The organism is Bartonella sp. AP20NXHL, assembly GCF_042196165.1.
Classification (GTDB): Bacteria; Pseudomonadota; Alphaproteobacteria; order Rhizobiales; family Rhizobiaceae; genus Bartonella.
On record NZ_JBHIPV010000002.1, the window covers coordinates 217,823 to 233,312 of the forward strand.

General features: G+C 36.0%; 11 protein-coding genes. 8 read left to right on the forward strand and 3 right to left on the reverse strand.

The genetic code is table 11. The features are described 5' to 3' along the window. Nucleotides 1-819 precede the first annotated feature (819 nt). Nucleotides 820-3,381: a BafA family autotransporter gene (gene bafA, locus ACFILL_RS02125; protein ID WP_375681080.1), complete on the forward strand. Its 2,562-nt coding sequence runs from the start codon at nucleotides 820-822 to the stop codon at nucleotides 3,379-3,381. Nucleotides 3,382-3,765: 384 nt separating this feature from the next. Then, nucleotides 3,766-4,188 (forward strand): nucleoside-diphosphate kinase, encoded by a 423-nt coding sequence (ndk, locus tag ACFILL_RS02130; RefSeq protein ID WP_375631370.1) that lies wholly within the window; start codon nucleotides 3,766-3,768, stop codon nucleotides 4,186-4,188. Between the two features lie 311 nt (nucleotides 4,189-4,499). Here the strand turns inward: ndk and pgsA are convergent, their stop codons facing one another. From pgsA to ACFILL_RS02145, 3 genes are all read right to left on the reverse strand, one after another. Then, entirely contained in the window at nucleotides 4,500-5,081 is a 582-nt protein-coding gene (pgsA, locus tag ACFILL_RS02135) for a CDP-diacylglycerol--glycerol-3-phosphate 3-phosphatidyltransferase (RefSeq protein WP_273723320.1), read from the reverse strand. 72 nt (nucleotides 5,082-5,153) lie between these two features. Further along, entirely contained in the window at nucleotides 5,154-7,133 is a 1,980-nt protein-coding gene (gene uvrC, locus ACFILL_RS02140; protein WP_375643090.1) for an excinuclease ABC subunit UvrC, read from the reverse strand. A gap of 398 nt (nucleotides 7,134-7,531) precedes the next feature. Further along, the gene (locus ACFILL_RS02145; protein WP_375612916.1) at nucleotides 7,532-8,395 is read right to left on the reverse strand and encodes a 23S rRNA (adenine(2030)-N(6))-methyltransferase RlmJ; all 864 of its coding nucleotides are present in this window, start codon (nucleotides 8,393-8,395) and stop codon (nucleotides 7,532-7,534) included. A 1,642-nt stretch (nucleotides 8,396-10,037) separates the two neighbouring features. On the opposite strand from ACFILL_RS02145, the gene tatA reads away from it, so the two are divergent. The 6 genes from tatA to ACFILL_RS02175 all read left to right on the forward strand — a co-directional run bounded on the left by tatA (nucleotide 10,038) and on the right by ACFILL_RS02175 (nucleotide 15,047). Continuing rightward, nucleotides 10,038-10,340, forward strand: a complete 303-nt coding sequence (tatA, locus tag ACFILL_RS02150; protein ID WP_273791129.1) for a twin-arginine translocase TatA/TatE family subunit — start codon at nucleotides 10,038-10,040, stop codon at nucleotides 10,338-10,340. A 55-nt stretch (nucleotides 10,341-10,395) separates the two neighbouring features. Next, on the forward strand, nucleotides 10,396-10,800 hold the full coding sequence (locus ACFILL_RS02155) for a twin-arginine translocase subunit TatB (protein WP_375643088.1): 405 nt from the start codon (nucleotides 10,396-10,398) through the stop codon (nucleotides 10,798-10,800). Then, entirely contained in the window at nucleotides 10,797-11,579 is a 783-nt protein-coding gene (gene tatC / locus ACFILL_RS02160) for a twin-arginine translocase subunit TatC (RefSeq protein ID WP_375637380.1), read from the forward strand. Before ACFILL_RS02155 ends, tatC begins: the two co-directional genes overlap by 4 nt. A gap of 60 nt (nucleotides 11,580-11,639) precedes the next feature. After that, nucleotides 11,640-12,917, forward strand: coding sequence for a serine--tRNA ligase (gene serS / locus ACFILL_RS02165; protein ID WP_375631757.1), 1,278 nt, complete (start codon nucleotides 11,640-11,642; stop codon nucleotides 12,915-12,917). A 133-nt stretch (nucleotides 12,918-13,050) separates the two neighbouring features. Further along, nucleotides 13,051-13,710, forward strand: a complete 660-nt coding sequence (locus tag ACFILL_RS02170) for a protein-L-isoaspartate(D-aspartate) O-methyltransferase (RefSeq protein WP_273791164.1) — start codon at nucleotides 13,051-13,053, stop codon at nucleotides 13,708-13,710. Nucleotides 13,711-13,865: 155 nt separating this feature from the next. Further along, nucleotides 13,866-15,047: a peptidoglycan DD-metalloendopeptidase family protein gene (locus ACFILL_RS02175; protein ID WP_375643087.1), complete on the forward strand. Its 1,182-nt coding sequence runs from the start codon at nucleotides 13,866-13,868 to the stop codon at nucleotides 15,045-15,047. Nucleotides 15,048-15,490: the final 443 nt, after the last annotated feature.

A 15,490-nucleotide genomic window follows, 5' to 3' on the forward strand; every position in this document is an offset into this window, starting at 1 on the left:
CACGGCTGATTAATTTTACAAATGTAATTGTTTTGCAAGCTTAAACAGATAACGCCCGGCTATGTCTTTTCGAGAGTATAGGGACTTTCTCAAATAGTAGGAATGTCTTTATACTCTCTCTTTTAAAGGCAACATACTGAATTTATAATAATAATTCATTTCTATGCATGTTGAATGAGAGTCCCGAGTATCATAGGATTCTCTCATTTCAAATCTGTTTATGTTGAATCAATCAAAATTATTCGCCTAGCACATCACAAGCGGGATGAACATGTGTATAAAAACTATACAAGAAAAGAGTAAAAATGTCTCTTATGAATCTTCTCTAGTGTCAAGGGCTATCATAACATTAGGATGGCAAAGTGTATGATGATATCGGCTCGCTTCTTCATAAGCGTAAAGATTGGGGACGCAATGGCTTTACCGGTATACCATTCATGGGATGACGTCGCGAAATGGGTTCGGGTGCGTTGAGAGATGTCTCTTTAAAACAAGCGCGTGAATGTACAATTCAAAGGCGTTTTGTGTTCCGTGAAGGACGTGACCTCGTTAGGCACGAGCATTTTGTTCATCTAACTTCAAATATTGAAAATTGTTCCTTGAACTCAAGTAAACAATTTGAATTTTATTAAGATTTTCAGCCGTAAGTTAGAATTTTCTAGTAGCTCATAGATACACAACTTAAAGTTGTTTACATTAAAAAATACACTTAAAAAGTGTTTTTAAACATAAATAAAACACATTACGATACAATCTAAGGCGAGTTACCTACGTAGCCGTGGGATATTTTTCTAAATAATTGAGAGTGGAGTGTCGATAATGCAGTATAAACATAAGTTGAGTTTTTCAGTATTGATGATCAGTAGTTGTTTTGTACAAGTTGCAAGTGCAGTTGAAAACAGGAATGAAGAGTTAAAAAGATTAGAAAATGTGGGAAGTGGAGGGAAGGTACCAAAAGGTTCAGCACTGATTACAACCCTTTTCAACAATAATGTTAAGATCGAAGGTGGTGGTGTTGAAATTGTTGAAAATGGAAAAACTTCCATGGGATCCACTATTGAAAAAGGAGGGATGCAAATAGTTACACGTGGAGGAAATGCAATAGATGCTAAAATCCTTGGAGGTCAGCAGTTTGTTCATGAAGAGAAAAATATTGATCTTACAAGCGTGGTGAGAAAAAGCAGTGCTTCTAATACCACAGTTTCTGGCGGCGGTGGAGCAGTGGGACAGCAGAATGTATATGATGAAGCGTGGGTGTGGTATACGAAAGTGGGAGATAACGGAGAACAAAATCTTTATGCAGGAGAAAGAAAAGAGGGGGGAAAATCAATGTATGCTCAGGTCTCTGGGAATGGGAGGCAGCACGTTTTAGCGTTAGGAGAATCTTATGATACTAATTTGAAAGATCATGCTATTCAAGTTGTATATCCTGAAGGGTTTGTGGATGGTCTGACTGTTAACAGCTTTGCTAAGTCGTGGTTCCATGTTGGTATAAAAGATGTCGTTGGAGAAGTAAGGATCAATGATCACGGAGAACTTTATTTATTCGCTGGTGATAGGACAAATCATACGACTAAGAAAAAAATTCCTATACAGGACAGATCTGAAGAAACAATATTTGAGGTTGGTGAACGGAATATAGGAGAAAAACCTCAGATTGAAATTGAAGATTTAGGGGGGCAGAATGGGACTGTTATTTTTACTTCTATACCGTATGATCCACGACATATTTCACTTCATGTTGAGAAACTTTCAGGAAGTTTGCATTTTCGATTCAATATTAGTGCTACGGGGGATGCAAGTGATTACTTGTCGATTGATGAAGGTTCAGGTAATCACAAAATAAGCGTTGCAGATTCTGGTCGTGAAATTACAGGTCATATCTCTCAGAAAAATGGTTGGACCACAGAGATTAATTTAGTTACTAATAAATTTGGAGGCGCTAATTTTACTCTGGAAGATCTTTCGGGTAAGGACATTACAGCTGTTGATGGTGGAGCTTATCAGTATGTTTTACGAAAGAGAGAAAGATGTGCTGATTCTAGTGGTTATTCTACAATTTGGTATTTAAGTTCTGCCTCTGAAAGTACGACACGTTCGAATACTGAAACACAGTGTGTAAACAAGAAAACGAAGATTCCTCTTGCATTGTTTGATCAAAGTGCTTCTTCTAGAGGAAAAAATACCGGTTCTCGTAAACCTACTAAAAAACAACCAGCTAAACCACGGCCTCCACGTCATTTAAGAGAAGTGCAGAATGTCTCTAGTGTTTCTGTATCTCCCTCTCAAGAAAATCAGAATCGTCTGGTGTTTCCTCTAGTCAGTTCTCATCCTCTTTCTGCTGAAGAGCAACAAACTGCTGTTTCAGAATCTTCTCACTCTTTAGCCGATCAGATGATTGTGCGTCCAGTTCATAAAGAACAACCTTCTCCACAATTGAGTGAGACGCTTTCAGTTTCTCACTTTTTGACCACGCCCTCTACAGATGCGGTATTGTCTATGTCTGTAGCTCCAGCGATGGTGTTTCACAACGAAATGCAAACAGTGCGTGCGGGAAGAGGAATTCTAGATAAAAGTAAAAAGAATGCAGCTTTATGGACCTATGCGATTAAATCTAAAGAGAGTATTGCGACAGAGCATATAGATTTTAAGTTAGATCAGACAGGTATTGTTTTAGGGATCAATGGTTTAAGCGAGTGGGAAAATGGAGAATTTTATATAGGTGGTTTTGGCAGTTATGATCGTGTCCGTGTTGCGCATGCACGGGGGGGTATCAGTGGTATCAATACTTATGGTATTGGCGCTTATGTCACTTATTTGGATCATAGTGGATGGTATCTCGATGGTATTTTAAAATATAATCATTATCAAAATACTCTAAAGGCAGTTTCAACGAATGGTTTAGGGATTGAAGGAAGTTATAGGCAATGGGCGGTGGGCGCCTCCTTTGAAGCAGGTTATCGACTTCAGACGTCAAAGAACAGTTGGTTGCAGCCTTATGGACAATTTATATGGTTGCAAGTTGAGGGTAAAGAAATCAAGTTATCGAATGACATGACAGGTGACATGCGTCCATTCACTTCATTACGCAGTGAGGTTGGCTTATCTTTAGGATATGAATTTGGTTCTCACATGGATTCCTCATCGCTTGCGTATATTACAGCAGCATGGTTACGTGAGAATAAAGATGACAATCAAACGTTAATTAATCAACGGCATTCCTTTACCACGGACTTATCAGGGAATGCAGGTAAATTAGGAATAGGTTTAAGCAGTTTAGTGAGTGAGAAGTTAAAGTTATATGGTGAGGCCCATTATATTAAAGGGCGTAAAACAAAACAGTCCCTTCAGGGAATTATAGGTGTACGCTATAGTTTCTAAGTATATGGTTATTTTTAATTGATCTCAATGTGTGTAGAAGGATTTTCAAACCAAGTGTCTAGGTTCGTCCTCTTTAAAGAAGAAGGCTTTCAAAAAGATATATTTTTTGCATGTGAGTTTTTTCTTATGACTTTTTATTGCTTAAATGATAATTTTGATGGGAAGCATTTAAGATTATGAAAGAAGGTTCAATATTTATTGAGAGTCGGTAGCGCATCTTTATGATGGGATGAGCGATTGCAGGTATTTTTATTAAAGTTTTCTTTATAATTCATTCTATATTTTGAGAATTTGTGTAGATTTTTGCAGAGTCACTTGGCAAAGGGCTCCTTGCTCGCTATAGAAACAGTCAGAGAATGTTATAAATGAAATAAAGGTGAGTAAATGGCTTTAGAGCGTACTTTTTCGATGATTAAACCAGATGCAACCCGTCGTAATTTGACTGGCGCAATTACTAAAATGCTTGAGGATGCGGAGCTACGTGTTATTGCGTCTAAACGTGTTTGGATGAGCAAACGTGAGGCTGAAAAATTTTATGCTATTCATAAAGAACGCCCTTTTTTTAGTGAATTGGTTGAATTCATGTCTTCTGGTCCAACCGTTGTACAAGTTTTGGAAGGCGAAAATGCAATAGCTAAAAACCGTGAAGTAATGGGGGCTACGAATCCTAGTGATGCAGAAGAAGGGACAATTCGTAAGGTTCATGCTTTATCGATTGGCGAAAATTCTGTCCATGGATCCGATAGTGCTGAAACGGCAAAAACAGAAATCGCCTTTTGGTTTTCTGAGATAGAAATTGTTGGTTAATAAAGCGTTTATAAGAAGCAAAAATCCGAAACACTATATTTCGGTTTTTTGCTTATAAGATTATAGACTTTTTTGAAAGCATATGGAGCATTAATTGTTTTTTAGCTTTTAATATTACAGCTGCTTTTACGAAAATATAAAGCCTATTTACTCTTTTTTGAAGAGCTTTTATCTATATACCACCCTTACTTGTAATGTGCAAAAAAGTGCTTGATTGATTTATCATTAATAAAAATAAATCAATCTTATGCTATTCTTATCTCTTATTTAAGTACAAAAAGATAAATTATCATTATAAATCTCCATACTCTTCATAGGATAACGTGTTTTAAACCTGCACGAAAATAATCCCACCCTGTCCACAATGTAAGGAGGGCAGAAATCCACAGCATAGTAATGCCAAACTCTACTGTGTAAGGGAAAATTTTATTACCGGCTGGTCCAGCTAAAAGAAATACAATAGCGATCATCTGTACAAAAGTTTTCCATTTTGCAAGACGAGAGACAGGAACACTAACTTTTAACTCAGCCAAATATTCACGTAATCCTGATACAAGAATTTCTCTGCAAAGAATGATAATAGCTGCCCATAGTGTCCACCCAGCGATGGTACTGTCTGCGGCAAGCAAGAGCAAACAAGCAGAGACGAGAAGTTTATCGGCAATTGGATCTAACATGCGACCAATATTGGATGTTTGTTCCCAAATACGAGCAAGGTAACCGTCAAGAAAGTCAGTAATGGATGCAACGATAAAAATGGAAACAGCAATCCAGCGAGTGATATCACTTGATTGTAGTCGCCCTTCTAAAAAAAAGCATGCAACAACCATTGGGACTGCAACAATTCGTGCATAAGTTAAAATATTTGGAAAAGAAAAAGTATGATTTTTCATGGAGCCATTTTTAATTCTTGTGAAAGAGAATATATTTCCTTAACGTAACAAGTCGAAGGTTATGAAACAAGCCTATTTTTCATGAAAATGGTTATGAATTTTTTGTGCAATTGTCATAGAAATTCCCGTAACTTTTTTTAAATCTTCAAATGAGGCACTAGCAACAGCTTTGGCACTTCCAAAATGATGAAGCAATGCACGCTTTCTTGTCGGACCGATATTTTCGATTTCATCAAGTGGGTTTTTGAATGTTGCTTTTTTTCGTTTTATCCTATGAGTTCCAATCGCAAAACGGTGTGCTTCATCACGCAGACGTTGCAAAAAATAGAGGATAGGATCACGTGGAGGAAGTGTAAAGGGGGGGATACCTTTTATAAAAAATCGTTCACGTCCCGCATGACGGTCAACACCTTTGGCGATTCCAACAACTGTGAAGAGATCATTTAATTGTAATTCAGCAAGTATTGCATGTACGCTGTTGATTTGTCCTTCACCACCATCGATTAAGATAAGGTCAGGCCAAATGGGAAAAAGATCATCATCTTTTATGTCATGACTTCTATTTGGCAGATCATACTCTTTGATAAGGCGTGAAAATCTTCGTTTAATCACTTCTTTCATCATGCCAAAATCATCGCCAGGCGTGATATCTGTTGAGCGAATGTTGAATTTTCGATATTGATTTTTAATAAATCCCATTTGACCAGCAACAATCATAGCCCCTACAGCATTTGTTCCCATGATATGAGAATTGTCATAGACTTCTATCCGGCGTGGAGGAACAGGTAGTTGGAATGTTTTAGCAAGACCTTGAAGCAATTTTGTATGGGTGGCTGTTTCAGAAAGCTTATGTTCAAGTGCTTCATGAGCATTGAGATAGGCACGATTAACAAGAGTTTTTCGTTCACCTTGTTTAGGTAAAGAGAGGGACACTTTGTGATTTGCTTTGAGACTAAATGCCTCTGTAAGAAGTGTCTTTTCTTCAATTTCTTCAGATAAAAGGATGCTTTTAGGAAGTGGTTTATCATCGTAAAATTGGGCAAGAAAACTCGCTAAAATTTCAGTGCGGGAAAAAGAGGGATCTGCTTTAGGAAAATAGGCACGGTTTCCCCAATTTTGCCCCATGCGAAAAAAGAACACTTGAATACAGGTCATTCCTTCTTTTTGCGCAATTGCAAATACATCCGCTTCTTTTATCGTTTGAGGATTAATACCTTGATGGCTTTGTATGTGAGAAAGGGCTGATAAGCGGTCACGATAGGAAGCTGCTTGTTCAAAATCGAGATTTTCAGCGGCTTTATGCATAGCTTGAACCATATCGCTTTTAATAGATTGATCTTTTCCCGAAAGGAACGCTTTTGCTCCTTTCACCAGTTCTTTATAATCACTGTCACTAATTTCATGAGTACAAGGTGCAGAACATCGCTTAATTTGATAAAGCAAGCAGGGGCGTGTACGGTTTTCAAAAACTGAATCAGTACAGGTTCGTAATAAAAAGACGCGTTGTAAAACATGAACTGTTTGTGTCACTGCACCAGCAGAAGCAAAAGGACCAAAATAGTGAGCTTTTCGTATTCGAGCACCACGATGTTTGTAAAGTGCAGGCACTCGATGATCATCTGTAATCATAATATAAGGAAAACTTTTATCATCACGTAGGAGTACATTAAAATGTGGATGCAATCTTTTGATGAGATTGGCTTCTAAAAGGAGTGCTTCTGTTTCTGTATGGGTGACGATAAATTCCATATGATATGTTGCACGAATCATGCGGGTAATACGATTATTGTGTCCTTGTTCACGTGTATAGTTTGAAACACGTTTTTTGAGATTACGGGCTTTGCCAACATAGAGAATATCACCATTTTCACCAATCATCCGGTAAACCCCTGGCTTATGCGGAAGGTGTCTAACAAACTCTTGTATGAACTTGATACCTTGGAATTGATTTTTCTCATAGCTTTGATTAGCATTATGCCATGTAATATTAGAGAGAAAAGAAAGTTTTTCCCGTTCATTTTGCGGACAATTTGTATTACTTTTCAGGACCATTCCGTTTATTACAAATATGTTGTTCGTTTAATATATGAAATATTCTTTTTTATTAAATAATGATTATTTATGTCTTTATAATTTTTTTCTATAAATAATATCTTATAGCATAAGAGTATGATTTTAGAGAGCCGATCTTTCATAAAAAATATGAGAGTTGTTATTCTAAGACAGCTTTATGAATTTGCCTAATTTATCCATTAAAATGATTGGAATAGGAAATCCATGATGATTAAGAGGATAGACTTTCTAAAAGAAAAAAAATTAATTCACGCTGATCGTTATTAGCTTACCATTATAATATGTTGGTATTATCCAAAGAATCAAAGAACTTTATCATTTAATGCCTTTGTATTTTACAACATGATATTTGATTTAGAAAAAATATAGAGAAAAATCTAACATAATAGATGTTCTTTTTGAAGCCACTTATGCGTTATTTGGGCATTTTCATCTTGTCCCAGACGGTTGATAAGAAAGGGGCTGAGTTTTTTCATTTCTTCTTCCAAAAGGTAGGGAGGGTTAATAATAATCATACCACTTCCATTCATTGTCGGTGGACTTGAACTTTTTCGGATACGCATTTCAAGCTGTAGAATCTTAGGAATTCCGGTTTGATAAAGCGCGTGAAGAAAACTTTCAATTTCTTTGTCATATTTAACAGGATACCATAAAGCGTAGATTCCTCCAGAAAAGCGACGATAGGCTTTCGTTAATCCATCAATAAGGCGGGAAAACTCTCCAGTTTTTTCAAAGGGAGGGTCAACAAGGATAAACCCACGTTTTTCTTTTGGTGGTACATGAGCATTTAAGGAAAGCCAACCATCTAAATGCAGAACTTTTGTCTGATAATCTCCTGCAAAGTTTTTTGCTAAAATATGATAATCTTCATTGTGCAATTCTATTGCAGTGAGGCGATCTTGTTTCCGTAATAATTGACGAATAAGAACAGGAGATCCAGGATAAAATACAATTTCTTTTTCCCCTTTATTGAGGGCATCAATGATATCACACCATGGACAAAGGAGTGTTCTTAAATCTTCTGGGATAGGAGTTGAAAAAAGTCGTTGGACACCTTCGCGACACTCTCCTGTTTTATGTGCTTCTAAAGAAGAAAGGTCATAAATACCGATTCCAGCATGCGTATCTATAACGCGAAAAGCTTTTTCTTTGCGTTTGAGATATTCTACAATGCGAGTGACAATAATGTGTTTAAAAACATCAGCAAAATTGCCAGCATGATAAATATGCCGATAATTCATGGAGTAAACTCTATCATATGTATAACTGTACCGGATTATTAGCATAGAATAATAGAATTGATATCCATAAAAATATTCTTATAGAAATCAAACAATACCCTCACTCCCACATTATACACTACAGAAAAAATATTAATGTCATCGGAGCATTTATTCACAAGGCTATTTTTATATTATGAGATTAATCGTTAAAATTTTAAATTTTTTATATGAAAGATAGACAAGAAGAGATCAAACATTTCAATAGAGATATTTATGTTGTAAGAGATTTTTCTTTATGATCGCGGACTCTTCCAGGAAGACTATAAAAAACACTCAATTAACGAGAATATTAGTGAAGTTTTTTGAAAAATTGAAGGGTATCTTTCAAATTCATTCATAAATTTTCTTGTTTAAAGATTAAAGAATTTCAAATGCTTGATAAAAACATTGTTACATTTATAAGTTTTTTTAGCGAGCGTAAAATTATGGATGGAGCAATAAAGTTCTGGTGTTATAGTGATAGATTTTTGTAAAAGTGTGAATGAATCTCATTGCTTTAAGCAGAGCCAAAGCTTTACATTATACACGCTAAATAGCTAGGTTATTGTGTATGATGCTAAAATAAAACTTTTGAAAATTGATATGTGCTCTGCAAGCGATCTCAATAAAATGAGGAATTTTAAACTAAAGTAAATAGGTTTATCTATCTCTAACACTATATTATCGAGCGGCTTTATGAGGTAATCTTATAAAAAAGGCTAGGATAAGAAATTCTTTTTATATGGATTATGCTTCGATACCATGCCTTTGATTGAATGTAATTTTCTATTCCTGCCCATTCTGTTTTCAATACTGAGATAGGTTAAACACATGATATTATGAGAACGCATGCCCAGAATCCGGAGACGTGTAATAGTTAGAGCATACAGTGGCTTAGAGAGCTGGTTATATGGAGGTATTTTCTGAATAAAGGCGCAAGCTGGTACCTTTTTTATTTTTTAGCAGTATTGCCATACCTCTTGGTACTTGAGTTAGTTCATAAAGTGCATTTTTACTCTTTCCGCTAATAGTTTTTATTTACACGCCAGATATTTAACTGAACGCGATGATGGCTCATATTTCGTATTGTACATAGAATAATGAATGATAAAATTCCTACCCCAACGCAAAGAATAAATGTTGTGCGTAAGATGATAGTTTTTGAAGAGACTGATGATGTGTTAAGAAAGTTTTTTAGAGGTTTTTCTTTCTGAATTTTTCAATTGAATACGTAAAGTGTTTTACAACATGTTATGATCTTTATCAGTAAAGGATAATTTGACGGAAATGTTTGTAATGATACGTAAAACATTGTGTAAAAGGAGAGACATTAGCTATAGTATTTACAGGAAGATGAGTAACCTAGGAGATCAGATGAAGTTATTTTAGAAAAGTTTTTAAGTGTTTTGAATTTTGTATGAGGCGGTTTATCATTGTTGAATGGTTTGTGTTATAGTACGCTAAAAAGGGATGAGAGGATAAAAAGTTCTTTTGCAATAAAAGCGTGTAATTGTTTTTAAGTTAAGAAGAAAATATACAAGTAAGATATTATTTTGATACATTCTTCAGAGGAAGCATGAATAAATGAAATCAAATTTAAAAGCATAAGTTAGAGAGAGTAATGGGTAATATTTTTTCACCAACGCATTTAATTATAATTTTATTGATTATCTTTGTGCTTTTCGGTCGCGGTAAAATTTCTGAATTAATGGGCGATGTTGCTAAGGGAATTAAAGCCTTCAAAAAAAATATGAAGGAAGAAGATGACAGCATTGAGGATAAAGTTGAAATGGCTCCTACTTCCCAAATAATTGATGTAGAATCTCAACAATCTCAGCCGTTATCGGTAAAACATGCAACAGCGCGCAGAAAGGTTTCTTCTGCTTCTAAAAAAAGCAAAACATCTGTTGCTAAAAAACAGTAACAAAAACGCAATCATCATTGTGCATTATTTTTTGATGAGAAAGTCGAATTAAGAGATGTTTGGGATTGACGGACCAGAGTTTATCGTAATCTTACTTGTTCTCATCATTGTCGTTGGACCGAAAGATTTACCTAAAATATTAAAGGCAGTAGCAAAGATAAGAGCGTATGTGTATTCAACAGCAAATGAATTGCGTCATCAGTTTGATGATGCAATAAGACAAATCGAGCTCGATGCTTTGCAAAAAACATGTTCGAATATTAGCGATTCAAGTAAGAAGTTGACAGAGACTTTTGATCCCATTCAAAATACATTAGAAGATATCCACGATAATTTGGATGTTAAGGCAACACACCATAAATCAAAAAAAGATAAAGAAATTTTGGAATGCGATCAAAACGTAACCAATAAAGATACGACAGTATCTATTGCTTCTAAAGATAAAGAAGATATGTCATGAATGTTAAGAAAGATGAAGTTGATGCCCATATGGCACCACTTTTAGAACATTTAATTGAACTTCGTCAGCGAATTATTGCTGCCTTGGTTGCATTTATGATCGCTTTTATGATGTGTTTTCTTGTTAAAGATTATATCTTAATTTTTTTACTATGGCCATATCAGTGGGCAATGAAAATAGCAGGGGGTAATCCTGAGGGTATTCGTTTGCAATCAACGCAAGTATGGGAAACTTTTTTAACGAAGATGAAGCTTTCTGCTTTTGGGGGAATTATTTTATCTTTTCCCTATACGGCTTTTCAGTTTTATAGTTTTATTGCACCAGGGCTTTATAAAAATGAGCGGATGGCTTTTTTACCATTTCTCATTGGGGGGCCTATTTTATTTTGTATTGGGGGAGCGTTTGTTTATGGTCTATTAGCGCCAATAATACTATGGTTTAGCCTTTCTCAACAATTTCTTCCAGATGTTCATTTAAAAATAGAGTTTATAGTGCGTATTTCTGATTATTTGGGCTTTATGACATCATTTATCCTAATTTTTGGTTTGATTTTTCAATTACCTCTTGTCATCAGTCTTTTAACAAAAATTGGATTTTTAACGTCTTATGATTTGGCGTCTAAACGAAAATGGGCTATTTTGCTCTCTTTTATTATTGCGGCAATCATAACGCCGTCGGATTTTTTTACGATGTTTGCAGTGGCTTTACCAACGATAGCACTTTACGAGATTTCAATTTTAATTGCTTACAGTATAGAAAAGAGAAGAAAATCCGCTTAAGAAAAGTGTATAATCTTATGCGATAAGGAATGAATAAAACAATATAAATGAGGAATTTTTATGCTTGATATTAAGTGGATTCGTGACAATCCTGAGAAATTAGATAAAGCACTCGTAAGTAGAGGTCTTGAGCCACAAGCTGAAAGGTTAATACAACTTGATCTTGCACGTCGGTCGCATATTGCTAAGGTGCAATTGGCGCAGGAACGTCGCAATGCTGTTTCAAAGGAAATAGGACAGGCTTTAGCGGTATCGGATCAGCAAATGGCTGAACGTCTTAGAGCTGAAGTTGAAGAGATTAAAGCTTTTCTTTCCTCTGCAACAGTGGAAGAAAAACAGCTGACGGAGAGTCTTGAGAAAATTCTTTCAGCACTTCCAAATATTCCATTAGATGATGTTCCAGAAGGTAAAGATGAAAGTGATAATGTCGTCATTCGACATTTTGGTACACCTCCAACATTTAATTTTACACCAAAGGAACATTTTGATCTTGGTCAAGATCTCAAGCAGATGAATTTTGAACGAGCTAGTCGTTTGTCTGGAACACGTTTTACAGTACTTTCAGGGGCATTAGCACGGCTAGAACGAGCATTAGGCCAGTTTATGCTTGATGTGCATGTCAATGAGAATGGTTACACAGAAGTCTCAATACCTCTTCTTGTTCGTGATGAAATTGTTTACGGAGCAGCACAATTACCGAAATTTGCTGAAGACCTTTTTCGTACAACAGATGGTCGATGGCTTATTTCCACAGCAGAAGTGCCATTAACCAATTTGGTCAACGATGAAATTCTTGAAATATCAGATTTACCACTGCGATTTTCTTCTTTATCTCCCTGTTTTCGTTCAGAGGCGGGAGCAGCCGGTCGTGATACGCGCGGTATGTTGCGTCAGCATCAATTTTGGAAAGTTGAAATGGTCTCGATTACCAGTGAAGAGCAGTCTTTAATTGAATTAGAACGTATGACGGAATGTGCAGAAGATATATTAAAACGGCTTGGTTTGCCTTTTCGCACAGTGGTTCTTTCTACGGGTGATATGGGGTTTGCAGCGCGTAAAACCTATGACATCGAGGTTTGGCTTCCTGGTCAAGAATGTTATCGTGAAATTTCTAGCTGTTCAGTTTGTGGAGATTTTCAAGGTCGCCGTATGAATGCGCGCTATCGTAAAGAAGGCGATAAAAAATTGCATTTTGTTCATAGCCTTAATGGTTCTGGTACGGCTGTTGGACGTTGTCTTATTGCCGTACTTGAAAATTATCAACAGGCTGATGGATCAATTATTATTCCAGATGTTTTACAACCTTATATGGGAGGCATGCGCTGTATTACTGCTTAATTTTACGAAAGGAGAGACAATATGCGTTTATTGCCAAGAGGTGATGATACACAGACGCAAGTTTTTGCCATTTTAAAAGAAGCAGTTTGTCAGTATGATAAAAGTGTACCTCCATTGGAGATTGAATGATACTATGGGGCAAAAGGGTATTTTACAATTTCGTGAGGAGTTAGCCGCTCTTGTACTGAAAATGCGTAGCAAAGGCATTGATGACGTGCGATTTTTTTCGGCATTAGAGAAAATTCCGCGTCAACAGTTTGTTGCTGCTCCTTGGTTCAATAGTGCTTATGATAATAAAGTTATTCCCCTTGAGTGTGGTGAATATATGGAACGTTTGGAAGAACAACTCTTAATTCTTTCGGCATTATCGTTGAAAAAAAGGCATCGTGTCTTAGAAATTGGTACAGGATCTGGTTTTTGTACTGCTCTTATGGCATGTCTGAGTGACCGCGTGACAACGATTGATCGTTATAAAACGCTTGTTGATTTAGCACGCCAAAAATTTCAAACTTTAGGAATTGAAAATATTGTTATAAGGCAGATTGATGGAAGTCATAGTGTGACAGGCTTAGGATCATTTGATCGCATTCTTATTTGGCCATCACGTTTTGATGAACCAAAGGAATTTTTAGAACTTTTAGCTGAAAATGGAATTCTCATTCAGGCGATAGGACCTGACGAAGGGGTACAAACGGTGACGCGCTATACAAAAATTGGTAGTCGATTTGAGTGTTTAGAACTATTCCAAGTGCGTTACCAACCTTTTATTAAAGGCATTGCGGAGATACTTTAATTTTTAAAAGCTAAGAAGTTTCTGCAAATTGTCTACGTTAAATTCATTTTGATCTTATATAAAGATATTTATGAATAAAACATCTCATTTTAACTCTTCGGTAATTTAAAAAAGCTTTAATGGAGTGAGTTGATTATTGATGAGTGAGCAAAACGATGTATCTAAAAGCTTTGGATAATATTTTCCAGCATAATTTTCAGAGAATAACTTTTTTAGCGGTGGTAACTATTGTTGCTGGTTGTAGTTCTGGTACACAGCGTTTTTCCAATACGTTCTCTCATCGTACGGTATCATCTCAATCAAATATATCAAGCACTATGTATACAGACCCGCGAATGCTATCATACGGTAGTGGTATGATACAAAGCACTGAATTGCCACCTGTGGAATCAGGTGATGATTCGTGGGGAGATGACAATTCTCCCTATAATTTTCCACATCAAGATAGGATAACTTTTTCTGATGGTCGCGTTATGGGCTCCCCTCCACGTAATCTTGGAACACTTTCTCGTTCACAAATGGATAAATCTCCTATTTTTCGGCGGAATTCTTATATTGTCCAGAGTGGAGATACACTGCTCAGTATTGCACGACAAGTAGGGGTTAGTGTTGAGGCATTAAAATTAGCAAATGGTATAAACAGCAATTCCATTTATATCGGTCAGGTACTAGTTGTTCCAAGCAGGCGTACATTAGCAGCTTCAAATGCACACAATAATAACGATTGGGCAGTGTCAACTACAGAATCTACATCCCAATCTCAAGTGATGTCCTCTATAAAAAACAAGAAGTCCTCTCCTATATATAAAGCTCCTGTAACAACGCCACCCTCTGCAAAGATGAACAAATCAAGTTCTGAGAAAAATTTTTCTAAACAGATGACGCAATTGAAACATGAGACTGGTTTGTCAAGTACTGTTACGAATACAGATAATATGACGACTCCGCAAGCCACAGGAATTTCTAAGATGCGTTGGCCAGTACGAGGGCGTTTATTAAGCCAGTTCGGTCAAAAAAAGGGAACAGTAATGAATCGAGGAATAGATATTGCAGTGCCTGAAGGGTCTTCAGTAAAGGCGGCAGAAAATGGTGTGGTTATTTACGCGGGAGATGGATTAAAAGAGCTTGGTAATGTTGTGATGATTCGACATGAAAATGATATTATCACTATTTATGGATGTAATAGTAAGCTTGTTGTTAACAAAGGACAAAGGATAAGGCGCGGTGATGAGATTGCTAAATCTGGTGTTTCAGGAAATGTTAAAACGCCACGTGTCTATTTTGAGATGCGTAAGAATTCATTACCTGTTGATCCCCTTAAATATTTAGAAAACTAATTTATTGATGACTTTTACATTTGAATAGTCTTACAGTTTATAGAAAATTCATGAAAAACAATTGATTTTCTTAAATCAATAACATAGCAGAAAAAAATCATTGGTTTCAGGAGAGTAGTTCGTGGGGGGCGTTAGATATTACCATCTTTGTATTTGTGAAAGTGTAAGACAATAGTATCATACTATTTGTCAGCTTTGAGTGTTCCAATTGCTCTTGCATTTGAGAGAAGCATGAAAAAAAATTTCACGCCTTTCTTAAAAAGTTTTTATCTACAGGCTCATTTCATATGTGTGACGTGCAAGAAAATCGTTTTGATTAATTCAGAAGGTTTTAAATAAGAGCGTTTTATTGTATTTAGATCTGTCGTTCGATATCAAAAACGATAAATTATCTATATAAATTAAAGTTTGTTCATTAGAAAAATTATCTTGTATAATTTATT